Raw genomic sequence first — 25677 nt, forward strand, 5'->3', positions numbered from 1 at the left:
ATTCGGGAAATCGAATATTGTATGAAAAATAAAGGCTCGAATTTCGGTAAAATAAAAAAGACTTCCAAAAAAAATTGAAAGTCTTAGGTTATATTACTGATTAATCTTTGATTTTAGATTTGAATTTTTTCTGATAATCTTCCCACTGTTCTCTGGTCCGAATCTTTTTAAAAAGATCTTTTGAGATCAGTTCCAGGTAAGGTTCCAGCTCTTTAGCGGATAACTCTCCCTGAAGAATGGTGATGGGGTCACCATGTTCATCCAAAAATACAGTACTGGGAACAGCACCTACATTCATATATTGAGTAAACTCATGTAGAGAATTTCGTCCTTTTTTCTGTTCTGTATTAGGATTAGAAAATGTTCTTCCAAAAATTTCAATAGTTTTCTTTTCTTCTGCATTAAATTTTACAGGATAGAAATTCTCATTTAGTATTTGAGCAAGTACTGGATGTCCATAGGTATTCTTGTCCATAATCTTACAAGGGCCACACCAGTCTGCATAAAAATCAATAAGAATCTTTTTAGGATTTTCTTTCTGAGCTTTTAAAGCTTCTTCAATAGTCATCCATTTAGTTTGTGCAAAACTAAAGTTTAATAATAATAAGAGAACTATGCTTAAAATTTTCTTCATAATTTGATATTTAAGTAAAAATAAGCATAATAACTTATTTTTTTATTTTACATCCTGCATTAATTTTTTCACGAGTGAAGATAGCAATATTAATACCACTCCTGCAACTAAAGCGTAAATACCCAGTGTTTTATATCCATCAGTATAAGCCAATAATTTACTCATATTGGTATTACCTGTGTTGGATTCAGATAAACTGGCTCCGATTTTTCCGGCAGCAAACTGTCCGAATGCACTAGCTAAAAACCATAGCCCCATCATCATCCCAAACATTTTTTTAGGAGATAATTTGGTGATAATAGACATCCCGATTGGACCTAAACATAATTCTCCGAAAGTAATGACAAGCCATGTAAAGGTAAATAAGTTAAGTGAAGATTTTCCATCTGCCCCTGCAAAATATCTTAAACTGTAAAATAAAAAGAACCCGGCTGCCAGAAATAAAAATCCAATTCCAAACTTATTAATGGTATTAGGTTCCAGTTTCTTTTTGTTTAAGCCAACCCAAGCTAAACCGATAAGTGGGCTGAAAATAATGATAAAGAAAGAATTGGCACTGTTGTTAATTACGTTAGGATCCATACCAAAACCTAGTAAACTGTGTACAAGGTTATCTTTTGCAAATAAAGATAGAGATCCACCACTTTGCTCATAAATAGAATTGAACACAAAGTACATAAATATAAATACGAATGCAGCGATCAGTTTCTTTTGATAAGAAGAAGTCTGCTTTAAAGTTTCCATGATGAAATAACCTACAGCTGCAATACCAATCAGATACATGAAGTAATCTGTAAAGCTTGTATTTTTAACCATGATGAAAATAAGTGGCATACTTAGTAATGCCCCAATATATACCAATACTTCACGTAAAGTTCTCTTAGATTTAGGAATAAACTGTAGTGGAGAATCACCAATAGGTCCTAATGTTTTTCTGGTAGCAAAAAAAGTAATCAGACCTAAAATCATTACAATAGCAGCTGCCAGGAAGCACCATGACCAAGAGTGATATTTTCCAAGGTAAACACATAAAGCTCCACCTAGAAGCCCACCAATATTGATTCCGGCATAGAAAAGACCATACCCGGCATCTCTTCTTGGATCATCTTCTTTATAAAGCTCTCCAACCATAGAGGAGATATTAGGTTTAAAAAATCCGGTACCGATAATAGAACAGGTAATTCCGAAATAAAAGAAGTCATGAGGAGAAAGGGCAATAATTAGATTCCCAACAGACATAATAATTCCACCAAAAACCAAAGATTTTTTAAAGCCTAAGATTTTATCAGCAAAAATACCTCCGATAAAAGTAAATGCATAAATGAAAGCCTGTATAGCCCCATATTGTAAATTAGCTTTGTCTTCAAGCAGTCCTAATTGATCTACCATGAAAATGGTAAGCACACCGCGCATACCATAAAAACAGAAACGTTCCCACATTTCTACAGTGAATAAGGTCCAAAGCTGTTTTGGATATTTTCCTTTGAAATCTTGGATTTCTTCTAGAGTTAAGCTCATAACGATATATGATTGTTTTAATTAAGGGTTTTTATTATCCTGATCCAGTTCAAAACGGATTCTGTCCTGATCAATGATTTGTTTTAATTCTTCTTCTTTTGGGAGATACAGCAGGTATTTGCTGGCAAATAAATTATTTTTATCATTAAGTACAGAGTATTTTACAATGGTTTCATCCTTTTCGGAACAAAGTAAAATACCAATGGTTGGATTGTCTCCTTCACCACGTTTCATATCATCATACATTCTTACATACATATCAATCTGTCCGATATCCTGATGGGAAAGTTCCCCAGTTTTTAAATCGATAATGACAAAACATTTAAGAATATAATTGTAGAATACCAGATCAATATAAAAGTCTGAAGTATCAGTGGATATGTGTTGTTGTCTGGCTACAAAAGCGAACCCTTTTCCGAATTCCAGTAAAAATTTCTGGATATGATCTATGATGGCGGTTTCAATTTCTTTTTCTGAAAACTGTTCATCAGCTTTTAACCCAAGAAATTCAAAAATATAAGGATCTTTTAAAACACTATGGATGCTTTCAGGTGAAGATTCTTTATGCTTTAAAACTCTTTCGTAGGCTAGTGAGTTTATCTGCCTTTTTAGATCTCTTACATTCCAGTTGTTTTGTACAGCTTCATTAAGATAATATTGTCTTTTATTCTTATCATCCTGGCTGGAAAGTAATCGGTAATGAGACCAACTCAATTGTTGAGACAATGTGTCAACAATTGGAAAAGCAATGTAAAACTTACGCATATTGGAAAGGTTTGTATAGTCAAACCCTTTTCCAAACTCTAAAGTAAGTTTCTGAGAAAGGTTTTTTAATGTATATTTTCCGTATTCAGCACGTTCTTTTCCTTGTTGTTCCTCTTCAACTATAAGTTTCCCAATCTGCCAATAGGTAAGCAGTAATGTAGAATTCGCTATTCGAAAAACCTTTTCGCGCGACTGTCTAATGATCTCCTTTACGGATTGGAATAAAGAATCTTGGGAAATTTCCATCATACGAAAATAAAAAAAACCTCTGACTTAGCAGAGGTTTTATTCATATTTTGTTAATGCAATTAGTTTACACCGTGCATCATTTTCTTTAAGATAGGTGAAAGTAGACCTAAAATTACAGAAGCAATACCACAAAGTACAACGAATACCATGAAGAATTCAAATAAATTGTGAATCTCAAATCCTACAAAAGTAGGGTTGTGTAATGGTAATTGAGCTTTTTCAAATGCAGCAACCTGCTCCGTAGTTAAAGTTACTTTTTTATCTAAAACATCCTGTAGATTAACTCCAATTTCCTGAGCTTTTTTAAACTTATCTCCTGTTGCTGGAATAAGCGCTCCTAATGAACCTGCTAAAGCATATCCGGCAGCATTGGAAATAAAGAATACACCATATAATAATGAAGCAAATCTTTTTGGTGCTAATTTACCTACCAAAGAAAGTCCGATTGGAGATAAACAAAGCTCACCACAAGTTTGGATGAAGTATAGAAGCATTAACCATTTGATCGCTAATAAACCTGAGTTTCCTAGATCTTTTACATTGTGTGCAATGATAAAATAAGAAAGTGCAATTACAGCAAGACCAATAGCTTGTTTAAGAGGAGATACAGGTTCTTTTCCGTTAGCTCTTAGTTTATCCCACATTAAACTGAAAGGGAAAGCTAATAAAACAACGAAAATTCCGTTGAAGATCTGAACCATTGAAGGTGGCATATTCCATCCAAAAATATTTCTGTCTGTCTGGTTGTCTGCAATAAACGTTAATGAAGAACCTGCCTGCTCGAAAGCGGCCCAGAAGAAGATAATAAAGAATGAAACGATATAAATTACCCAGATTCTCTGTCTTTCAACCTTATTTTCAGCTGAAGTCATAATCAGGAAGGCAAGAGAAATACCTGCTGCATAGATGAATGGATAAATAATTCCTTTAATTAATTGTCCCATCTCCATTGAGTTAAACCCAAATTCTCCTACCAGTAAATATCTGAATGCAAAGAACAGAACAGCAAAGATACCTACAGTGATACCTAAAGATGCTCCTGAGAATTTTGCAGTCTGAGATTCACCTTCTTCGAAATCTGCATTACTGTTATTTTTGGGTAATCCTCCGATAGGTCTTCCTTCAGGAGTTACTACATATTTATTTTTAAGGATAAAGAATGTTATAGTTCCAATTAGCATGGCAATGGAAGCCGCTAAGAATCCCCATTTGAAAGCAAAGATATCTCTTACTCCGGTTGTAGCATCTTTTACGTCTCCTAGGTAAGGACAGATGAACTGGCCTAAGAATGCTCCAATATTGATCCCCATATAGAAAATGGTGAATGCTGAGTCTAGTTTAGATTTTTCCTGTTTTGGATAAAGACTTCCCACCATTGAGGAAATATTCGGTTTGAAGAATCCATTACCAAAAATGATAACAAATAATGCCAGCCACATAATCATTTTTGCGCTTCCAATATCTGCAGAGAAAGTTGAAGCACTGATGAATAATAAAAACTGACCAATAGCCATTAAAGATCCACCCACAATAATGGCAAACCTGTTTCCGATATATTTATCAGCAATAAACCCTCCTAGAAGCGGAGTTAAATAACATAACGCTAGAAATCCACCATAGATGATCGCCGCATCAGCTTCTTTTATTAATAAGGAATTTACCATAAAGAGCGTCAAAAGTGCTCTCATTCCATAAAAGTTGAAACGCTCCCACATTTCCGTTCCGAATAGAACCCACAATCCTTTTGGATGTCTGGAATTCTTATTCTCTACAAATTCATCCGGTTTCGGACTCAATGCTTCAATATTATCCATTCTATTGTTAATTTTTGTTAAGACTGACAAATATAGTTTATTTTGGGTTTTTGGCAAGGTTTTAATTTTATTTTTAAATAAAAAAGCTGCGGACTGGGTCCGCAGCTTTTTATTCTTTATCAGATCAAGGATTAATGCCCTTTTTCCTTCATAATTTTATTTAATCTTTTTAACATTGAAAGACCTAAAAGTGTAGCAAATATTAACAAACCGAAATTCACAAGGAAATAATTCGTTTTGTTTTCATAATTGTACCATGTACTGGCCAGAATCCCCGAAAGTTTGTTTCCTACAGAATTGGCAAGGAAGAATCCACCCATCATTAACGCCGTAATCCTTGCAGGAGAAAGCTTGGAAACGAATGAAAGTCCCATAGGTGAAAGGCATAATTCTCCGATGGTAATTACTCCGTAACTCGCTACAAGCCATAAAGGAGAAACTTTTACAGAACCGTTATCTCCAGCCATTACTGCTAAAACCATTACAAGACATGATAATCCTGAAATAAACAGTCCCAGAACAATTTTAGTAGGAGTTAAAGGTTCTTTTCCTTTTCTTCTCAGCAACGCCCAGAATCCTACTACAACCGGAGTTAATGCAATGACCCAGAACGGATTGATAGATTGAAATAACTCGGTATTGTATAAGTAAACTTTAGTTTCAGGGTTTTTCTCAAGAGCAGCACGTTGCTCAGGAGATATATTTTTAAAGTAAACGTCTTTTCCAGTTTCTTTTTTAGTATCCCCGTTGTCATCTTTTTGAGAACGGAATTGGTTGTCGTAAACAGGAACTTCTTTATCTTCATAGCTTTTTCCGTCAACCATATAGATTCCTTCCAAAGGTTTTTCCAATGATGCAGGAACACTTCTGTCAGTATAATAATTAGCCCATCTTGTTAAAGCGGTACCATTCTGCTTGAAAACCGCCCAAAAGAACATACTGATCAGGAATACAGAAAGTAATGCCCCAATAGATGCTTTTTCATCGGGTTTCGCTTTAAAGTAAAGAGAAGCGTAGAAGTAAATAACAGGAACACATGCAAAAATAAAGGCATCTGTGCTGTCGCTTCCAAAGATATTATTAGGAATAAACCATCCAATAGCTCCGGCAGCAATAGCAGGAACAAATACTTTAAGCATGATTTCAGAAAGTTTTGTATCTCCTTCCTGTACAGGTTTCATCTGTGCAGCATGGATATAGTGTTTTCTTCCGATGGTAAAGATAACCATACCAATCAGCATTCCAACTCCGGCAGTGATGAAGGCTTCGCCCCAGCCAAATTTGTTTCGCATAAATGCAGCAATAATGTTACAGATAAATGCTCCGATATTGATTCCCATATAGAAAATATTGTATCCGGAATCCTTGTTAGCTTTATAAGGTTCTTCGGAATAAAGATTTCCTAAAAGAGTAGAGATAGTAGGTTTAAAGAAACCATTTCCGATAATAATTAATGCCAGAGAAGCATAAAATAAAGGTAAATCCTTGAAAACACCCATACCAATATATCCTGCAGCCATCAAAATACCTCCAAGATAAATAGACTTAATATACCCTAACACTCTATCGGCTAAGAAACCACCAATAAAAGGAGTAAGATAAGTTAATGCGATATAGGTTCCGAAAATGTCATCAGCAGTTTTGTCAGGCAGTCCCAAACCTCCTTTCATACCAGCAGGTTCAATGACATACAGAACAAAGATTCCAAGAATCAGGTAGTACCCGAAACGCTCCCACATTTCTGTAAAGAAAAGGTAAGGTAGCCCTTTAGGATGTTTTGTCTTCATATATTCAAATTTCAATTGCCCCAAAAATAGGTTTTTAATTCCAATTGATAAAATAAATAATATAGCCCTAAATGATTAATGAAATAAATATATAAATCCCTTTCAAGATTTTTGAAAGGGATTTGTTTTTAGTTTTGATCTTTAGGAGGTGATGGAACGGGAGCTTGGATATTGACTTGTTCAACATATTTCTCAGTTTTCACTTTTATCAAGCCATTGAGGAAATCCTGCAGATCCTTTTCATTAGATACGAAGTCTTTCTCCGGAGAGCCTGCACTTATTTGCGCACACTCTGTATCATCGGTAATCATATAATAATGGATAATGTCATAATCCATATCTATGTCATGATATCTAATGTAAAATACATCACTTCCGTTTACAGTTCTGAATTCCGTTCTTTTGATTTTATAGTGACTAGGATTCATTAAAAAACTTGTAAGAACAATATCCTTCACATTTTTTAATGTGGTATTGTTTTCTAAAGGAAAACTTCCAAAACTGGCAAACATATCTTTATTTACTATTCCCTGAAGTGCAAATTCCCCACGGGAATATTCATGCTGCTCTTGAAGGACAGTCCATTTTTTAGGATCATGATAAAATCCGGCATCTGCTCTTTTGCTTTGAGCTAATGATGAAGCAGCTTTCGGATTTGTGTAGGCTGTACTGTTGATTAGAGTGTTTTCATACAGGCTTTCCGTTGCTTTGTTCATGAACTTCCATGTGTTGTCTGAGAAAATAATCACTTTCTGATCACCCGCTGTAAAGGCTTCCATCGTGGAAAAGTTTCCAAGGTCGCCTCTACTGGATTTCCATGTTTTATCTTCAAGAAGCATAACCTCTTGACCATCATTGGTGATTGCCGTCTGTGAAAAAAATACAGACCAACAAAATAAAAATGATAAGTAAAGAGCAGGCTTCATCAATTTTCTTATAAATTGTTCAGGATAAAATCAGTCATTTTCTGATACAGCTGTGGTCTTGTCTGCCCACCATAAATTCCGTGGTTTTTATCCGGATATGCCATAAAATCAAATTGTTTTTTATTTTGAATCAAGGCTTCAGATAACTCCATAGAGTTTTGGAAATGTACGTTGTCATCAGCAGTTCCATGGATTAGAAGGAATTTTCCTTTCAATAGATTAGCATATTCAGTAGGAGAGTTTTTGTCATATCCATCAGGGTTTTCCTGAGGTGTTCTCATGAATCTTTCCGTGTATACAGAGTCATAATATCTCCAGTTGGTTACTGGTGCTACTGCAATACCCATTTTAAATACATCAGCTCCTTTTGTCATAGCCAGGCTGGTCATGTACCCTCCAAAGCTCCATCCAAACATTCCGATTCTGCTCTTATCAACGTAAGATTGGTTTCCGAACCATTTTGCAGCGGTAATCTGGTCTTCAATCTCATGTTTTCCAAGGTTCATATAAGTAACTTTCTTGTATTTTGCTCCTTTATAACCGGTTCCACGTCCGTCAACACAAGCAACGATGTATCCTTTCTGTACAAGGTGATTGAACCACATGGCATTTCCATTGTCCCAAGAGTTAGCAACCTGCTGAGATCCAGGACCTGAATATTGAAACATAAACAACGGATACTTTTTATTAGGATCGAAATTTTTAGGTTTCATAACCCAGGCATTCATTTGATCACCTACGGCGTTAGGAATAGTGATGAATTCTTTTTCAACAAAATTATCTGCTTTTAGTTTCTGAAGCTGATCGTTATTGTTTTGAAGTTCCTTCACTGCTTTACCGTTTCCGTCTTTTAAAACATAAGTATGTGGTTTTGCAGCAGTAGAAGAAGTTTCAATGAAATAATTATAGTTTTTGCTGAAATTTGCAGCGTTATTTCCTTCTGCATTAGAGATCAGTTGTGACTTTCCGTTTTCAATATTAACTTTAGAAACAACCTTATTGATACTTCCTTTTTCTGTAGTCTGAATATAGATTTCTTTAGATTTCGGGTTGAAACCATAATAATCTGTTACCTCCCAATTTCCTTTGGTAACCTGTTTTTTAAGTTTTCCATCTTTGTCATACCAATATAAATGACGATTTCCATCCCTTTCCGAAGCCCAAAGGAAAGAATCATCATCAAGGAATTCAAGGGTTGGACTATCTGTTTCAATCCATTTATCATCAGTTTCCGTAAATAATTTCTGTACTGCTCCTGTTTTGGTATTTACTTTTAAAACATCAGAAGCATTTTGAATTCTTTCCGAAGTAATAAGAACCATTTCATCCGCTTTGGCAGTCTGGAAAACATTCTGGATATAATAATTTTTGAAAGAACTTAAGTTTAAAGGTATTACTTTTCCATTATCAAGACGGTACAGCTGAGCAGAAACTACAGAGTTTTTCTCTCCTGCTTTAGGATATTTGTAACGCATTTCTGCCGGATAAAGATTCTTTCCATAAATAGGAATATAAATTTCCGGAACCTGGCTCTCGTCAGATTTTACAAATACAATAGCATCAGAGTTTTTTGTCCACTCATATTGTCTCGCATGTCCGAATTCCTCTTCATAAACCCAGTCTGCCAAACCGTTAAGAATAGCATTTTTCTTACCATCTGTAGTGATCTGAGTAATTTTTCCTGAAGCCAGATCCTGATAAAATAAATTGTTATCAGCAATGAAAGCTACTTTTGTAGCATCAGGTGAAAAGGTTGGTTCCTGAACAGGTTTTCCTTCATTCAGACTTATTACTTTCCCTGACTTTAAATCTTTAATATCAAACTTTCCAAGAAAAGAGTGTCTGTAAATAGGCTGGCTTTCTTTCTTTAAAAGAATTTTAGACTCATCATCAGAAAATACATAGCCTTCAAAGCTTCCATCTACAATATTTCCTTCTTTCTGAGAAGTTTTATAAGAATATTTTGCAATTCCGGATGGCTCAATAACAAGGTAATTTTCTCCGTTTTTCATGGAAGTAATTCCGGCAATGCCTTTTCCTCGGTAGTATCCTGAATATATTTTATCTAAAGTGATTTCCTGTGCTGATACATTGTGAAATGCCGCAGCTATAGTCAAAGTTAAGAGTAGTTTTTTCATTTCTAATTTTAATGCTTCCAAATTTAATGAATCTTGGTTACATAACCATATAAAACAAAAATCAGGACTTACGTCTTGATTTTTTATACTAATTAGCAACATGAACCGTCCGGAATCTCCATTGTTTGACACGTAATACCCTGCCGGAGCACAAAAAGGATAAGGAGAGAACTACATGACGATTCTTCAAATACTCCAATCCACCAAATTCTGAGTTTACAGGGAGAAGAGTCCATACATCTTGTCATTCGGGTAAAACACTCCTTGTACTTCTTGTAACTGTTGTATAGAAACTTTCTTTAAATTTTTCATGGTTAATATTTGGACTGCAAACCTAAGGTAATTGAAAAAAATATCGGATGGTGAAATTTTAAAAAAAAGACAATTTGGCAAAAAAATTGAATATATATAATTACCAATCAATCAAAAAGAATAATTATGGAAACGAATGCATACAACCAGAAACTGAACCGTTATGTATTAAACGACCGAATTGTTTATACAGGTTTTTCTAGTTTTAATGATGCGCAGGAATGTGCTAATAAGAAAGGAGGGTTATTAGTAGAAGTAGGGTTTAAAGATGGAAATGATAATCCTGAAATTACAGATGAAGTCGGTTTGATAGAGAAAAAACTTCATTACTATGTGTATGCAGGCGATGAGTATAAATTTATCCATTCATCTGATCCCGGATTTAGAAAATATGCGGATGAACTTCAGAAGATTAAAGCAAAGCAACAACAATCTCCACCAGATGAAAGATATCTAGCCAATTTTGAAATCGAAAATGCAGAAGACCCGATTATTGTGATCAAAAATGATCATTTTCAATCGGTGACATCAAGAGAACGTTCAAAGTATTTGAAACACGCCAGAGTTTATGAACTAGGGGTATCCCTGCCAAAATCTTAAAAAAAATATCATGAGCAAGACCAAATATTCAGATAAAGCTCAGGACAAAGTAGGAAAAGTAATTCACGAATTCAAGGAAGGAAAACTGAAATCTTCTTCCGGAAAAAAAGTGACAAGCAGAAAACAGGCGGTAGCCATTGGTATTTCTGAAGCGAGAGAAAAAGGGCTTAAGGTGCCATCAAAAAAGAAAAGTAAATAAATTTTAATACAAAATGCCCGGAAATTTTCCGGGCATTTTGTATGGTAGAGTTAAATAATTAATTATTTTTTTGATTATACAATACTCTATAATATTCATCAGCCATTCTATCACTATTGAATTGATCTTTTACATCGTTCATAGCATTGTGCTGTATTTTTCTCCATTGATCTGGATGATCATAATACATGGGAAGAATTTCGTTTTCAAGGATTTCATATAATGTATTTAAATCATAATTATCCTGCTCATAGATGCTCATGTTCATGTAATCTGCTTTAGGAACTACGAAAGAGTTTTCTCCATGTTTGGCAAATTCAGGAATCCAGCCATCATCTGTGGATAAGTTGACAGATCCGTTCATCGCAGCCGTCATTCCTGAAGTTCCGGAGGCTTCTCTTGGAACTCTTGGATTATTTAACCAAAGATCAGAACCCTGCTTTAATGATTTGCTTAAAGAAAGTTCATATCCAGTAAGAACAGCCATATTTTTGTGATTCTTACTTTCTTCCACCAAAGTATTGAAGGTAGATATTGCTGAATAATCCATAGGATAAGGTTTTCCTGCCCAGATGATTTGTACTGGATATTTTGGGTTGTTCAAAAGTCTGTAAAATCTGTCTTTATCATGTAAAAGCAGATCTGCACGTTTGTAACCTGCAAACCTTCTGGCCCATACAATAGTGAAAACATTAGGATTGAAGAGGTTTCCGGTTTGGTCAGCCACAATGCTGAATAATTTTTTCTTTAAATGTTTCTTACGGTAATCGAAAACGGTATCATCGTTTTCATCTTTTGCATTATAAAGCGCTTTGTCTGCCCAATATTTGAATTCCTGTGCATTCGTAATGGAAGTAATTTCACAGATTCCGGGATATTTATTCCACATGGTACGGGAAACCACCCCATGAAGCTGAGAAACTCCATTGGCTATTCTTGCCATTTTCAGAGCACAAAGAGAATGATTGAAGCGGTCATCATCTGTACCTTCAATTGCTTTTACTTCTTCCATGCTGTAGCCGGAGAAATATGTCATATCATAACACAATCTGAAACTATGCTTTTCATTTCCTGCTTCTTCAGGAGTATGCGTAGTGAAAACCAATTTTTCTTTAACCTTATTCAGATCTCCATTGTATTTTCTTAACAGATAAAATGCTGCAGGAAGTCCGTGAGCTTCATTTAAATGATAAACATCTCTTTCGGTGTTCATTTCATCAAGCAATTTGGCCCCTCCTTTTCCAAGTAAGATATATTGAGCTAGTTTAGTAGATTCATTAGCATCATAAAGCTTATGACAGATTGTTTTTGAAACATGATCATTTTCAGGAACATCCGTAGAAAGGAAAAACATAGGTGCTGTATTGAAAATTTCAGGATCAAGATACCATACTTTTACCCAAACAGGGGCACTGTGAATCTCAATTTGAAACTTTATTCCCGTATCTTCAAGAAAGCTATACATTTTTCTTGTCCATACAGGTTGAAGAGTCTGATCGTGATTTCTCGCTTGGTCATAATATCCGAATTTCCAAAGAATACCAATTCCAATAAGATCCTGCTTAAGGTTGTATGCACTTCTCATATGAGAACCGGCTAAAAAACCAAGTCCTCCGGAATATATTTTCAATACCTGCTCAAGGGCAAACTCCATTGAGAAATAGGCGGTCTTTTTTGAATATTGGGGATTGATGCTGTAGGGTATTTTAAAATTCCTAAAATCCATAGAATGCTGGTTTGTGTTTAAGAAGGCAAAGGTATTAATAATGAAAATAAACTTTATATTAATTAATGGATAAATTAATTTTAAAACTAAGCATTGAATAGTTTTTTTACTTATCTTTAAGAGTGTAAATTTTTGATTATCAAAAACTTTTAATGATGAAAGCCAATGGCTGCATGTGTTTAATTAAATTAAAAAAAATCACACATGAAAAAGACATTTTCTGATGAAGATCTGATCAAGAATCTGAGTTTATATTACCTGAACAGGCATTTGAAAAAAAAGCCCATAGAAAAGTATCACCGTACCATAGATGAATCTCCACTTCATGACCGTGAAAAATACCGAAAAAAGTCAGAGATTCTTCTGCTCAACTCTTTTATGCACCATTTTCCCGATGTAAAATTTGAAAACTTTACCTGCGAAAGCCCAGACTTTATCGCAAAACTGAACGACAAAAAAATCGGAATAGAATTGACCGAAGTCATCAATCATCTGGAAATGAAAAAGGTAGAAAGTACTTTGAATAAGATGTTCCGCCAAGCAGAAATAATATTAGAACAGGAAGACACTACGAAGTATCGTGGTGTTTATTTTTTAGAATTCCACCCCAATATAAAGTTTGATAATCTGGAAGAGCAGGAGGAAAATATCATTAATATCTACAAAAGCATAAAAAAAAATAAAGGAGTAGGATGTGTGAAAAGTGTAAGAAAATCTTTCCATCGAAGAAATGTTTTTATTACACATGAGTATAGTATGAACCTTTTTGATGAGCTGTGCTCCGAAAAAATTCTTGATCTTATTGAAAAAAAGAATGAAAAGTTTCCTTATTATGATACTTCAGTGGATGAATGCTGGCTGGTTATTGTTTCCGATATGAATTCTATTGCATCAAGGTATACATTTATTCAGGATAAAGACCATCTGAAAGAAGTGAAAAGCCCTTTTCATAAAATTTTTCATCTAGAAAACCTCTGTGGCAATATTACTAGTATAAAATAGTAATTTAAGTATTAAATTTTTAATTATTTATTGTGTTTGTTTGAAATATCATAAAAAATATTACTTTTTGTTATTTATGATTAAATAATAGTTATATTTGGTATAAGTTGGATATTGATCTGAATCAAAATGACTTAACCATCAAAACAAATATATTTATGAGAAAAATTTTACTAATTACTTTTCTATACATTTCCCATTTTTTATATTCTCAACAAGATTGTGCTACGGCATTGGCTGTTTGTGGAAACTCGAATATTACATACAGCCCTACAGGGTATGGTAATATCAAAGAAATGGTGAATTCCGGAACTTGTATAGATGTATCTGGAGAACACAATTCGATCTGGTATAAAATTACCATTGCTACAGCTGGTACTCTGACATTCAATCTGGTTCCCAATAATCCGGATGCTGATTATGACTGGGCTATTTTTGGGCCTAATGTAAATTGTGGAAGTCTGGGATCTGCTATACGGTGTAATGCGGCAACCGTTATTGGTGTGGGGGCAGCAACCGGCTTAAATATGACCAGTACCATTACAAATGCGATTGGAGGATCCACTACTCCTTATTGTCGGTATTTGGATGTTTTACCAGGACAAACGTACTATTTATTTATTGACAACTGGGTAAGCAGTACGAGCAGTACAACCGCTCCTTTCTCTTTAACATGGGGTGGAACAGCTACGTTAGCTTCTCCATTTACTGATCCAACTATTCAGCCTAACCCTTTCATACCACCAGGTATCCCGGCTGCTAATCCCGCTAATCCAAGAGAAGTGGTGATCTGTGGAAACCCTGTTATATTTGATTTTACGAGCTTATCATCAGGGATTATTAATGGAAATCCTGGTTTTAGTGTAAGTTATCATACCAGTGCCAATGATGCATTAACAGTCAGTAATCCTATTACAGCTCCGCAGACAGTAAATACTACAACCGTTTATTATTATAGTATTAGTTATACAGACCCAACCAATCCAAATAGTCCGCTTAATAAATGTAAACAAACGGGAACATTTAAATTTAAAGACGGATCTATTGTGGTAAAAGACGCCACATTAATAGAGTGTAACAATAATAATGCAGGAACAGCTCTTTTTGATCTCACAACAGCTGATGTTATAGCAGCAACTGGTGTTTCGAAAAAATACTATAACAGTATGTTTGACCTAAATGCAGGGACTAATGAGATCACGAATCCGAATGCATTTGTTTCTGCGGAAGGAACTGTTTATGTAAAAGTGACATCTGAATATGGATGTACTGGTATTGCAAAGATTATTTTAAAATTTCATCCTGTAGTTTTTGCTAAAGAGGCTCCGCTTACAGAATGTTTTATTGAATCCAATCCAAGTACTGGATCTTTTAATCTAGCAAACGCTCCGGTAACCACTCCGGATAATACTAAAAAATATTATCCGTCTGAAACTGATGCTATTAATCAGACTAATGAAATTTTAAATTTTTCAACCTATATCGCTCCTAATGGAGTGGTGTATATAAGAGTTACCAATGCCAGAGGATGTTACGCTGTTGTTAAGGTGACGTTGATAGTAACTCCGCCGAAATATTCTGATGTCCTTAAAGATAAAACCATATGTGTAGAAAGTAAAACTACTTTAGATGCAGGACCAGGATTCAAAAGTTATCAATGGAGTACCGGGGCTACTACCCGAACGGTTACTGTAGGAGTTGGAGTATATTGGGTAAAACTTAAAACCGGCGAATGTATTACTACACAAACGGTAAAGGTATTGCCGTCTGAACTTCCTGTGATTTCTAATATTGAGGTGACCAATACTACTTTAACGGTATCTGCCATAGGAGGTAACCCGCCTTATCAATACTCATTGGATAATATTGTTTGGCAGGATTCCAATACTTTTACCAATCTTTCCAGAGGTAGTTATAATGTCTTTGTGAAAGATGCCTACAACTGTGAACCTATAAAAGTAGAAGTTGTAGTTCCCAATCTGATTAACGTAATCACTCCAAATGCCGATGGTGTAAATGATATGATTGATTATTCTGCATTATCAGGGAAACAAAATCTTATCATTAATGTTTTTGATAGATACGGAACCAAGATTCATCAGGCAGATAAACTTAATGGCTATAAATGGGACGGAACAGTAGGAGGAAGAAAAGTTCCAACAGGAACTTATTGGTATTCTGTGTTATGGAATGAAAATAACAGCAAGAGTACCCCTATTAAATTTACAGGCTGGGTGCTGGTTAAAAACCGGGAATAATAATGATATACTATAAATAAAATACATAGATAAAACCACTTCGGAAAGAGGTGGTTTTTCTTTTCGATTTTTTTACATTAGTGATTAAAATAGAAAGAATGATAGACCTGTTTGTAAAACGCTTTGAATATTATAAATCCCTTGGAGATAAATCATTTAGTCAATTATCAGAGGAGCAGATTTTCTGGCAGTATAATGAAGAAAGTAACTCTATTGCAGTCATTGTACATCATCTAGCAGGAAATATGTTGTCAAGATGGACTAATTTCCTTAGTGAAGATGGTGAAAAATCCTGGCGTCACCGAGATGAAGAATTTGTGAATACTTTTAAAACCAAAAATGAAGTTCTTGCATTTTGGGAGAAAGGTTGGAAATGTTTTTTTGATGCTTTAGGTCAAATTAATGATGAGAATCTTTATTCTACGATCTACATCAGGGGAGAGGGACATCCTGTTATTGATGCCGTTTTTAGACAACTAGCTCATTATCCATATCATATTGGGCAGATTGTTTATATCGCTAAAATGATTAAAAATGAAGATTGGAGTACACTTTCTATTGCCAGAAACAAATCGCAGGAGTTTAATAATGAAATGAAAAACAAATTTCTAAAACAAGAACCGAATGCCAATTCATCATCTGTATGTTTCCAAAACAGCCCGGAAGTAAGGGATGAATATAAACAATAGACTGAATCAATCTTTAATTATTATTAAAATTACTATCTTTGCACCCATAAAATTCAGAAGTAACACATGTCTGCTTTTCAAAGAACTGCCGCGTATCACACACTTGGCTGCAAATTAAATTTTGCAGAAACATCTACTATTGCCCGTCAATTAACAGATGCAGGTTATGATAAGGTAAACTTTGATGAGAAGGCAAATATTTATGTAATCAACACATGTTCAGTTACTGAAAATGCTGACCGTGAATGTAAGCTTCACGTAAAAAGAGCAATGAAAGCTAATCCTGATGGATTGGTGGTTATTGTTGGATGCTATGCACAGCTGAAACCTGAAGAGATTTCACAGATTGAAGGAGTAGACCTTGTTTTAGGAGCTAAAGAAAAATTTAATATTCTGAGTTACCTTGATGATTTGGAAAAATCAGACAATGAAGGAATTGTGCATTCATGCGAAATTGAAGAAACCGATTTCTTTATCGGAAGTTATTCAATTGGAGACAGAACAAGAGCATTCCTGAAAGTTCAGGACGGGTGTGATTACAAATGTACTTACTGTACCATTCCATTAGCAAGAGGAATCTCTCGTTCAGATACCATCGAAAATGTTCTTAAAAATGCTTCAGAAATTGCAGCAAAAGACATTAAAGAAATTGTTCTTACCGGAGTAAATATCGGTGATTATGGTAAAGGTGAGTTCGGAAACAAACGACATGAGCATACTTTCCTGGATCTTATTTCAGAACTGGATAAAGTAGAAGGCATCGAAAGAATCCGTATTTCTTCCATTGAACCTAATCTTTTAAAAGATGAAAGTATAGAACTGGTTTCTAAAAGCAGAAGCTTTGTTCCGCATTTCCATATCCCTTTACAATCCGGAAGTGATGATTTATTGAAAAAAATGAAACGTCGTTATCTGACCAAACTGTACAACGACAGAGTTAATAAAATCCGTGAGGTAATGCCTGACGCTGCTATTGGTGTAGATGTTATTGTAGGATTTCCGGGGGAAACGGAAGAACTGTTTATGGAAACCTATAATTTCCTTAATGAACTTCCTATTACCTATCTTCACGTATTTACTTATTCTGAAAGAGAAAATACAGAGGCTGCTGCAATGGAAGGAGTAGTTCCGGTAGCTGAAAGAAAAAAACGTAATAAAATGCTGAGAATTCTTTCTGAAAAGAAAAAAATGGCATTTTATCAGACTCAACTTGGAAAAACGCTTCCTGTACTTTGGGAGCATGAAAATAAAGACGGGAAAATGTTTGGCTTCACAGAAAACTATGTGAGAGTCCAGAAAAACTTTGATCCTGCATCTGTCAATCAAATCGAATTTCTAAATTTAGAAAAAATCCTGTCAGATGGCACAGTTTCTGTGCAATCTTCCTACCAAAATTTTTTAGCAAAAGCATAGGCTCTTTGCAAAATTTCCACTAAATTTATTTTTAAACTTTAAATACTACATTCATGAGAGATAAGTTTTTATCTTGGGGAATTGTATTAGTAGTTGCTACCTGGATTATAGCACTACTGATAAAAGCGCATTACTGGATACCGACGCTGCTATCCGCTATTTATGCATTGGGTGTTTACAATGCTTATCAATCGAAACATGCTATTCTGAGGAACTTCCCGGTACTGGGGTACTTTAGGTATTTTTTCGAAAGTATTTCACCCGAAATGCAGCAATATTTCATTGAAAGGGAGACAGATGGGAAACCATTCCCTAGAAATCAGCGTTCTGCAGTATACAGACGTGCTAAAAATCTTAGTGATACAGTAGCTTTTGGAACACAGTTGGAAGTTAATCACAGAAAATATGAAGGGATTAAGCATTCCATTTATGCCAAATCTCCATCAGAAGAGCTTCCGAGAGTTTGGGTAGGGGGAGAACAGTGTACACAACCTTATCACGCTTCTTTATTTAACATCTCAGCAATGAGTTTTGGAGCACTAAGTGATAGAGCTCAGATTTCACTAAACAGAGGGGCTAAAAAAGGAAATTTCTTTCACAATACAGGAGAAGGAGGAATTTCTCCTCACCACTTGGAAGGAGGAGATTTATGCTGGCAGATCGGTACAGGATATTTTGGATGTCGTGATGAAGAAGGAAAATTTAATCCTGAATTATTTACTAAATATTCAACGCTTCCTAATGTGAAAATGATTGAGATCAAATTATCACAGGGAGCAAAACCAGGACACGGAGGAGTGCTTCCGGGTGTGAAAAATACACCGGAGATTGCAGCGATTCGTCATGTAAAACCTGGAATGACCATTATTTCACCACCATCACACACTGCATTTTCAAATGCTGCCGGGTTGTTGAGGTTTGTACAGGAATTGAGAGAACTTTCAGGAGGAAAACCTGTTGGATTTAAACTTTGTATTGGAGATACAAAAGAATTTGAGGACATCTGTGTACAAATGAATGTATTGAAGATCTATCCTGATTTTATAACGATTGACGGAGCAGAAGGAGGAACTGGTGCTGCACCGCCGGAATTCTCAGATGGAGTAGGGATGCCTTTGGAACCAGCTCTGATCTTTGTGAACAGAACTCTTAATAACTATAATCTTAGAAACAAACTGAGAGTAATTGCCAGTGGTAAAGTACTTACAAGTTTAGATATTTTAAGAGCAATAGCTATGGGAGCAGATATGTGTAACAATGCAAGAGGATTTATGTTTTCGCTAGGATGTATTCAAGCATTGAGATGTAACTCTAACAACTGTCCGACAGGAGTGGCTACACAAGATAAAATGCTTATTAAAGGGCTTGATGTTACAGATAAGGCAGAAAGAGTATATCATTTTCATAAAAATACCCTTCACACTTGCAATGAACTGATTGCAGCAGCAGGAAGAGGTTCTTATGAAGAAGTAGATGCTACCATGTTCATGAGAGGAGATGAATTTGATCACTTAGCAGACCTTTATTTCCCTGATATTTTAGGAAATGTAAAGCAGAAAGCAAGATCTTAATAAATAAGAAAAAACGCAGTTTTTAAAAGGCTATTTTAAATAAAAAAGTCAGATTAGAATATTCTAGTCTGACTTTTTTATAATTGCTATTCTTAGTTTAAAATCTTGGATGACTTTATATTAAAACCTTTATTCTTTCTTTAATAGTATTATGTGATGAATAAAAAAACCACCTGGTATAGATGGTTTATATTTTTATTTTTCAGTATCAGGTCTTGTCTCAGTTCCATAAATCTGGAAATTGAAAACAAATGATTTATTTCTATAAGAGGTACCTAAGTAAGGGTAATGAGGATTTCTTGCAAATGCAGCTCTTGATGGTACAATAATTACACCCTGTAGGTTATAAGGAGTTGAATTGGGTATATCTTTAAAAGCTGTAAATTTTTGTAAAGCCTCTCTGAATCCTGATATCTCAAAGTAAGGCCTTTCTTGCTTGTTCGCTTCTCTTACACTTTTCTTTGCATAGTAATAGGCAGGATCAACAAATGGAATTGTACTATCATCTATCGTGTTTAAAAACTGAGTTTTGGAAGAAAATACAGTAGTTCCGTTATTATCAATAGCCAAATAAGTATAAACTCTACCCATTATTTTAATAATATCATCCGTAGCAATTACTTTCCCATTGTCTGCGGCTGGTTGTGCCCCATCTCTCATGATATAAATTGTTCCTGAAGGAAGCTTTTCAACTTTCAATTGTGATAATTTCTTTTCATTATCATCAGAAGTATCAGTGGCACTGAAAGCTTTTATATTCCCTTGCGCATCCAGATAATTATCATCTAGGAATTTTGTAATCGCCTGATCATCATAAGTGTTCTGTACATTGATATCTTCTGGCTCCTTATAAGTTTCTACTTCATCATCTTTTTTACAAGCAGTAAGACACAAAGATCCGGCAAGGATATATAAAAATATTTTTTTCATTTCAAAAAACTTTAATTACTTTACAAATAATATAACGGCAAAAGTATAAAAAAATATGAGAATAGATAAATTTTTGTGGAGCATTCGTTTTTATAAGACAAGAAGTATTGCAGCTGAGGAGATTAAAAAGAATAGAGTTTCTATCGGAACATCTGCCGTAAAGTCATCTAAGGAGGTAAAAGAAGGGGATGTTATCAAGATACGTAAGAATCAGATTGATTATAAAATAAAGGTACTTCAGATTCCTAAAAGTAGAATTGGAGCCAAATTGGTCCCTTTACACATACAGGATGTTACGGATAAAGAACAATACGAATTATTGAAACTTCGTAAAATGTCTCAGGATTATTACAGAAACAAAGGCGAGGGAAGACCTACAAAGAAAGACAGAAGAGATATGGATGACTATGTAGGCAATGATATTGACGCTGACTTTACAGATTGGGATGATTTCTTCGGAGAAACAGATGATGAAACCGAAAATGAAGATTAAAATAAAAAGCTCTAGTGATAGAGCTTTTCTATTATTTCGTTCACAATGTCTTCAGGTTCTCTGGCATCAGTTCCTACAGTGAATTGTGCTTTGCTGTAAAATTGATTTCTTTCAAATAAATGCTTAGCAATAAATTCCGGAAGGTCTTCATTGGAAATATTAGCAATTAATGGTCTTTTTTCCTTTTGTTTAGACAACCTTTCAACCAATGTTCCTACAGAAGTTCTTAAAAAAACGCTTTTAGAATTATGATTAATGATCTCCATATTATTATAATAAACGGGAGTTCCGCCTCCAAGGCTTAGTACGACATTTTCTTCAGAGGCTAATATTTCTTCAAGAGCCTCTCTTTCCAGCTTTCTAAAGTGAATTTCTCCCTTTTTCTCGAAAATCTCAGGAATGGTTAATTTATTCCTTCTTGAAATCTCTTTATCAAGATCAATCAGTTTGAAATCTATTTTATCGCTTAATATTTTGGAAATGTGGGATTTGCCACTTCCCATATAACCAATGAGTGAAATTATCATGAATTTTTTTTAAACAAATTTGCGAAAAAGTTTTGAGATAAAGAAAAAAGTCATATCTTTGCACCACTTAAAACAAGGGACATTACTTAAATGAAAACTTGTTGATAAAGTGGCCGACTCGGTAGCTCAGCTGGTAGAGCAATACACTTTTAATGTATGGGTCCTGGGTTCGAATCCCAGCCGGGTCACTAGCAATAATAATTACGAATCTTGTAATTTTATTGCCTGCGTGGTGAAATTGGTAGACACGCCATCTTGAGGGGGTGGTTTCCTAAGGATGTGCTGGTTCGAGTCCAGTCGCAGGCACTGCAAAGAAAATTTTATAATTGAGAATATTTATTTATATTTATTCCTAATTGTGGCCGACTCGGTAGCTCAGCTGGTAGAGCAATACACTTTTAATGTATGGGTCCTGGGTTCGAATCCCAGCCGGGTCACAAGTTTACTGAAAAGTAAATTTTTTTCATATTAATATTTTGTGATTTGGTGTTTCAAAGGCTTCCTTCCGGAGGCCTTTGATTTTTTTATATTAAACTGAGATATAAAATGGATCTTTTCATTGCAAATTCAGTTTGTATACGTAAGCTCGGAAAAAGAGAATGGGGATAAGAGTAATTCAAATGAAAAACTCTGACCATCAATGATCAGAGCTTTATTTTATTAAGAATCGTCTTTTGAAAAGTGAATGCTAATCCAGGTGCATATTGTCAATTAATCTCACACCATCTACAACGACTACTATAAAGGCTCTGAATTTTCTGTCTTTATAGAAGAAATCCGTTTCCTGTAATGTGTTTTCATCTGCAATCAGGAAGTATTCCAATTGCATTCCCTTCTGATTATCGAAAATATCACTTACTCTCTCCTTAATTTCGGGGATGCTGACGGTTCTGAACCAGTCATTTACTTTATTTAAAGTTTCATAAATGATTTTTGAAGCTTCTTTACGATCTTCATGCAGTCTTTGGTTTCTTGAGCTTAGTGCCAGTCCGTTATCTGCTCTGTAGATAGGAACTCCTGTTATTTTAACTGGAAGATGTTTTTTATCAACCATTTTTCTAATAATAGCCAACTGTTGGAAATCTTTTTCTCCAAAATAAGCATTATCAGGCTGAACTTGTCTGAATAGCTCTTCTACAACAGTTCCAACACCATCAAAGTGTCCAGGTCTTGATTTTCCTTCCATTTCATTTTCCAATCCATCGAAATCATAGTGTTGGCTTTCTGCTTTCTCAGGATAGATGTCAGAGACTTCCGGGATATAAACAGCATCTACCAATCCGGACTGTTCCAAAATAAGGAGATCTCTGTTGATATCTCTTGGATATTTTTCAAGATCTTCAGGGTTGTTGAATTGAGTTGGATTTACAAAAATTGAAGAAATAACAAGGTCATTCTCCTTTTTTGCTTCTTCATACAGGGAAAGATGCCCCTTGTGCAGAGCTCCCATCGTAGGGGCAAAGCCAATTCTTTTTCCCATTTCCTTCTGTCTTTCAATGAAATCCTGAAGGATTTTCCTGTTCTTTATAACTTCCATAGTTTATTTTAATGCTTATTCAAAAATACTAAAAATATCATATAATAAAATGTGTTTTTACCAATTTGGCAAAGGGAATTTTCGTAAAAAAATGTTAATTAAAATAATGTTGGATGTTTTTTTGTAATTTTGCACATTAAAGCATTTTTACAAAAATTAGATAGAAAGTTTATGCCGAATCAAAAAATACTGTACATTACTACAGAGATGTATCCATACCAGGAAGATACAAATATGGCCGCTGTGGTAAACAAAATGGCGCTTAAGATGCACAATGAAGGCAATGATGTAAGAGTTTTTATGCCAAGATTTGGACAAATCAGTGAAAGGAAATTCCAGCTTCATGAGGTGATTCGTCTTTCAGGGATGAACATTATCATCAATGATCTGGATCAACCGCTTATTATTAAAGTAGCGTCTCTTCCGGGGGAAAGACTTCAGGTTTACTTTATAGACAATGAAGAATATTTCAAAAGAAAACAATATTATTTCGATGATGAAGGAAATCCTTTCGACGATAATGACGAAAGAGCTATTTTCTTTGCAAGAGGGGTAATTGAAACGATCAAGAAACTGAACTGGGTTCCGGATGTTATTCATTTGAATGGTTGGATGTCTTCATTTGTTCCAATTTATCTTAAGACGTACTACGAATCAGATACTTATTTCAAGGATGCTAAAATTGTTCTTTCCTTATATAATGAGAAAGAAGCTGAACTTGATAAAAAGATCGATGAAAAGCTGAAGTTTGATAATATTTCAGGACTAAAAGCGTTAGATAACCCAACGATCAAAGGTTTCGTTATCGAAAGTATGAACTATGTAGATACTGTTGTAAAAGGAGACGAATTCCTGGATGAAGATCTGGATAAGGCTTTCAATGAAACAGCGACTCAAAAGTCGGAGTATCTTGACGTAGATTCTATAAATCAACTTTATTAAAAAACACATTTTTAATGACTCATACTCTTAAAAGAACTTTCGCCATGCTTCTATTGGCGGTTTTCGGAAGTGCAATTCTTTATAACTGTGAACCAGACCCGGATTCTCTTGGTCAACAGCTTTTTGACAAAGATGCTGCAATAGGAGGCGAAACTTCCTATCCTGTTGTTGCTTATAATATTGGTAATAAAGACACTATCAAAAGTGACGGAGCAAGACTTTTTTCTACAGGAGGAACTGCTGTGGCTGTCTTAGGAGCTTTCAAAGATGATCAGTTTGGATTGCAGAAAGCATCTTATGTTACCCAATTGAGGATGCCAGCCAGCTTTGATTTTGGAGATAAGCCAGAAGTGGATTCTGTTGTATTAGTGCTAAGAACACCTGCAAATACAGCTGATGATACATATTATATAGCTGATAAGGTGGTAGCACCTGCTGCTTATGACAAAGAAAATTATCCTGTTGGTAACGAGAAGTTTACTGTTTCAATAGAGAAAAAAACATATCCAACTCGTAAATATGGTAAAACAGATGGAAGTTTTAAATCTATGAAAATTAATGTGCATGATGTAGCTGAGTTCATAGATGCAAGTCAAAAACAGTTCACATATTCTGGTGGACCGGTTAAAACAGACCAATTGCTTGGATCTGCTATTTTTGACGGAAATGTAAGTACTGTATCGATCACCAAAAAATCAGATAATACCAATGTATTTGATGGTAAGCTAGGCTTTAGAATGAATTTGGATAAAGACTACTTTCAGAAAAAAATTCTTGATCAAAAAGGTAAGCCTGTACTTCAGGATGCTGCTAACTTTACAAGATATTTCAATGGAATTAAAATTTCAGTAGAAAATGAAGATGGTTACCTTATACAGTTTGCTCCTAATGATATGGAGCTTATTATGTACTATAAATCTGATAAAACAGATAATGGTACAGTAACCAGATCGCAGTCAAAGCTTGCATTTGATTTAGGAGGTCAAAATGCTCATTTAGGACTGTATGAATATACGAGAACAGCTCCTGTTACTGATGCAGTGGCAAATGCCAATACAACAAATGGTGATGCTTCTCTTTTCGTTCAGGGGATGGGAGGACCTTCTATAGGGTTGAAAATTGAGAAATCTACCATTGAAAGCTTGAAAAAAGTATTTAATGAAAAGAAAGCAGGTATTGTAGGGGCTAAAATCAGAGTATTTGTTGATAAGGATAAAACATTCGCTAATGCTCAGTCTGTGGCTGGCGATCGTAAATTTGTTCTTCTGACAAATCCTTTTACTGCTGCAGATTCAGATCTTAAGCTTACAGCAGATATGCTAAAAGGATTTCCAATGTACTATTATGGGAAGACAACAATGGAAAGTGTTGAATATGAATACTATGATTTTGTAGTTACACAAACTCTTAAAGATATGGTTGAAAAACCTGAAGTAGCGGCTGCAGATAATGTGCTATATCTTAATTTAGGAGCATTTGTGAAAAATCCTCAGGGAGGTATTTATGGACCAAAATATACAACCAGAGCTACTGATATGAACAGAGTAGTTCTTGTCGGAACAGATAAAACCGAAAAGAATCCAAGAAGAATCCAGCTTAAGGTTACTTATTCAACAGCCAATAATAAATAAAAACACAATAAACACA

The 25677-nt window shown here is 34.9% G+C and carries 21 protein-coding genes and 3 tRNA genes; 13 read left to right on the forward strand and 11 right to left on the reverse strand.

The features are described from left to right. Positions 1 to 100: 100 nt before the first annotated feature. The 7 genes from AC3HD6_RS22460 to AC3HD6_RS22490 form a co-directional block, all read right to left on the reverse strand. Positions 101 to 634: a thioredoxin family protein gene (locus AC3HD6_RS22460; RefSeq protein WP_068939782.1), complete on the reverse strand. Its 534-nt coding sequence runs from the start codon at positions 632 to 634 to the stop codon at positions 101 to 103. A 42-nt stretch (positions 635 to 676) separates the two neighbouring features. Then, entirely contained in the window at positions 677 to 2152 is a 1476-nt protein-coding gene (locus AC3HD6_RS22465; RefSeq protein WP_488898354.1) for a peptide MFS transporter, read from the reverse strand. A gap of 21 nt (positions 2153 to 2173) precedes the next feature. Beyond that, positions 2174 to 3163, reverse strand: a complete 990-nt coding sequence (locus AC3HD6_RS22470) for a PDDEXK nuclease domain-containing protein (RefSeq protein WP_488898355.1) — start codon at positions 3161 to 3163, stop codon at positions 2174 to 2176. A gap of 62 nt (positions 3164 to 3225) precedes the next feature. Further along, positions 3226 to 4980 carry a peptide MFS transporter gene (locus tag AC3HD6_RS22475; protein WP_488898356.1) on the reverse strand — a complete coding sequence of 585 codons (1755 nt, stop codon included), beginning with the start codon at positions 4978 to 4980 and terminating at the stop codon, positions 3226 to 3228. Between the two features lie 131 nt (positions 4981 to 5111). Further along, positions 5112 to 6767 carry a peptide MFS transporter gene (locus AC3HD6_RS22480; RefSeq protein ID WP_488898357.1) on the reverse strand — a complete coding sequence of 552 codons (1656 nt, stop codon included), beginning with the start codon at positions 6765 to 6767 and terminating at the stop codon, positions 5112 to 5114. A gap of 128 nt (positions 6768 to 6895) precedes the next feature. Then, the gene (locus AC3HD6_RS22485) at positions 6896 to 7693 is read right to left on the reverse strand and encodes a hypothetical protein (RefSeq protein ID WP_488898358.1); all 798 of its coding nucleotides are present in this window, start codon (positions 7691 to 7693) and stop codon (positions 6896 to 6898) included. Between the two features lie 8 nt (positions 7694 to 7701). Then, complete coding sequence (locus AC3HD6_RS22490; RefSeq protein ID WP_488898359.1) at positions 7702 to 9831, reverse strand: S9 family peptidase; 2130 nt, start codon at positions 9829 to 9831, stop codon at positions 7702 to 7704. A gap of 438 nt (positions 9832 to 10269) precedes the next feature. Here AC3HD6_RS22490 and AC3HD6_RS22495 point away from each other — a divergent pair, with 438 nt between their 5' ends. Then, positions 10270 to 10743: a hypothetical protein gene (locus AC3HD6_RS22495; RefSeq protein WP_488898360.1), complete on the forward strand. Its 474-nt coding sequence runs from the start codon at positions 10270 to 10272 to the stop codon at positions 10741 to 10743. A 10-nt stretch (positions 10744 to 10753) separates the two neighbouring features. Continuing rightward, positions 10754 to 10942 carry a DUF6496 domain-containing protein gene (locus tag AC3HD6_RS22500; RefSeq protein WP_488898361.1) on the forward strand — a complete coding sequence of 63 codons (189 nt, stop codon included), beginning with the start codon at positions 10754 to 10756 and terminating at the stop codon, positions 10940 to 10942. A gap of 58 nt (positions 10943 to 11000) precedes the next feature. Here the strand turns inward: AC3HD6_RS22500 and glgP are convergent, their stop codons facing one another. After that, positions 11001 to 12668, reverse strand: coding sequence for an alpha-glucan family phosphorylase (gene glgP / locus AC3HD6_RS22505; protein ID WP_488898362.1), 1668 nt, complete (start codon positions 12666 to 12668; stop codon positions 11001 to 11003). A gap of 204 nt (positions 12669 to 12872) precedes the next feature. Between glgP and AC3HD6_RS22510 the strand changes: the two genes are divergently transcribed. The 5 genes from AC3HD6_RS22510 (at position 12873) to AC3HD6_RS22530 (ending at position 19601) form a co-directional block, all read left to right on the forward strand. Next, the gene (locus AC3HD6_RS22510; protein ID WP_068939761.1) at positions 12873 to 13670 is read left to right on the forward strand and encodes a hypothetical protein; all 798 of its coding nucleotides are present in this window, start codon (positions 12873 to 12875) and stop codon (positions 13668 to 13670) included. Positions 13671 to 13828: 158 nt separating this feature from the next. Continuing rightward, positions 13829 to 15928 carry a T9SS type B sorting domain-containing protein gene (locus AC3HD6_RS22515; protein WP_488898363.1) on the forward strand — a complete coding sequence of 700 codons (2100 nt, stop codon included), beginning with the start codon at positions 13829 to 13831 and terminating at the stop codon, positions 15926 to 15928. 98 nt (positions 15929 to 16026) lie between these two features. Beyond that, the gene (locus AC3HD6_RS22520) at positions 16027 to 16617 is read left to right on the forward strand and encodes a DUF1572 family protein (RefSeq protein WP_488898364.1); all 591 of its coding nucleotides are present in this window, start codon (positions 16027 to 16029) and stop codon (positions 16615 to 16617) included. 66 nt (positions 16618 to 16683) lie between these two features. Continuing rightward, the gene (gene mtaB, locus AC3HD6_RS22525) at positions 16684 to 18030 is read left to right on the forward strand and encodes a tRNA (N(6)-L-threonylcarbamoyladenosine(37)-C(2))-methylthiotransferase MtaB (protein WP_488898365.1); all 1347 of its coding nucleotides are present in this window, start codon (positions 16684 to 16686) and stop codon (positions 18028 to 18030) included. 53 nt (positions 18031 to 18083) lie between these two features. Continuing rightward, on the forward strand, positions 18084 to 19601 hold the full coding sequence (locus tag AC3HD6_RS22530) for an FMN-binding glutamate synthase family protein (protein ID WP_488898366.1): 1518 nt from the start codon (positions 18084 to 18086) through the stop codon (positions 19599 to 19601). Between the two features lie 195 nt (positions 19602 to 19796). Here the strand turns inward: AC3HD6_RS22530 and AC3HD6_RS22535 are convergent, their stop codons facing one another. Beyond that, positions 19797 to 20531: a hypothetical protein gene (locus AC3HD6_RS22535; RefSeq protein WP_488898367.1), complete on the reverse strand. Its 735-nt coding sequence runs from the start codon at positions 20529 to 20531 to the stop codon at positions 19797 to 19799. A gap of 55 nt (positions 20532 to 20586) precedes the next feature. Between AC3HD6_RS22535 and AC3HD6_RS22540 the strand changes: the two genes are divergently transcribed. Continuing rightward, positions 20587 to 21024: an RNA-binding S4 domain-containing protein gene (locus AC3HD6_RS22540; RefSeq protein WP_488898368.1), complete on the forward strand. Its 438-nt coding sequence runs from the start codon at positions 20587 to 20589 to the stop codon at positions 21022 to 21024. Positions 21025 to 21035: 11 nt separating this feature from the next. Here AC3HD6_RS22540 and AC3HD6_RS22545 read toward each other — a convergent pair whose 3' ends face one another. Continuing rightward, positions 21036 to 21551: a shikimate kinase gene (locus tag AC3HD6_RS22545; protein WP_488898369.1), complete on the reverse strand. Its 516-nt coding sequence runs from the start codon at positions 21549 to 21551 to the stop codon at positions 21036 to 21038. 115 nt (positions 21552 to 21666) lie between these two features. Here AC3HD6_RS22545 and AC3HD6_RS22550 point away from each other — a divergent pair. The 3 genes from AC3HD6_RS22550 (at position 21667) to AC3HD6_RS22560 (ending at position 21988) form a co-directional block, all read left to right on the forward strand. Further along, positions 21667 to 21739 (forward strand) — tRNA-Lys (locus AC3HD6_RS22550). A gap of 35 nt (positions 21740 to 21774) precedes the next feature. Continuing rightward, positions 21775 to 21857 (forward strand) — tRNA-Leu (locus tag AC3HD6_RS22555). A gap of 58 nt (positions 21858 to 21915) precedes the next feature. Continuing rightward, positions 21916 to 21988 (forward strand) — tRNA-Lys (locus AC3HD6_RS22560). Positions 21989 to 22239: 251 nt separating this feature from the next. On the opposite strand, the gene panC is transcribed toward AC3HD6_RS22560, so the two are convergent. Further along, positions 22240 to 23088, reverse strand: a complete 849-nt coding sequence (gene panC / locus AC3HD6_RS22565; RefSeq protein WP_488898370.1) for a pantoate--beta-alanine ligase — start codon at positions 23086 to 23088, stop codon at positions 22240 to 22242. A gap of 171 nt (positions 23089 to 23259) precedes the next feature. On the opposite strand from panC, the gene AC3HD6_RS22570 reads away from it, so the two are divergent. Next, positions 23260 to 24030, forward strand: coding sequence for a glycogen/starch synthase (locus AC3HD6_RS22570; protein ID WP_488898371.1), 771 nt, complete (start codon positions 23260 to 23262; stop codon positions 24028 to 24030). A gap of 14 nt (positions 24031 to 24044) precedes the next feature. Beyond that, positions 24045 to 25661: a DUF4270 family protein gene (locus tag AC3HD6_RS22575; protein WP_488898372.1), complete on the forward strand. Its 1617-nt coding sequence runs from the start codon at positions 24045 to 24047 to the stop codon at positions 25659 to 25661. The last annotated feature ends 16 nt before the right edge of the window (positions 25662 to 25677 follow it).

This window comes from Chryseobacterium sp. II3a (assembly GCF_057815135.1).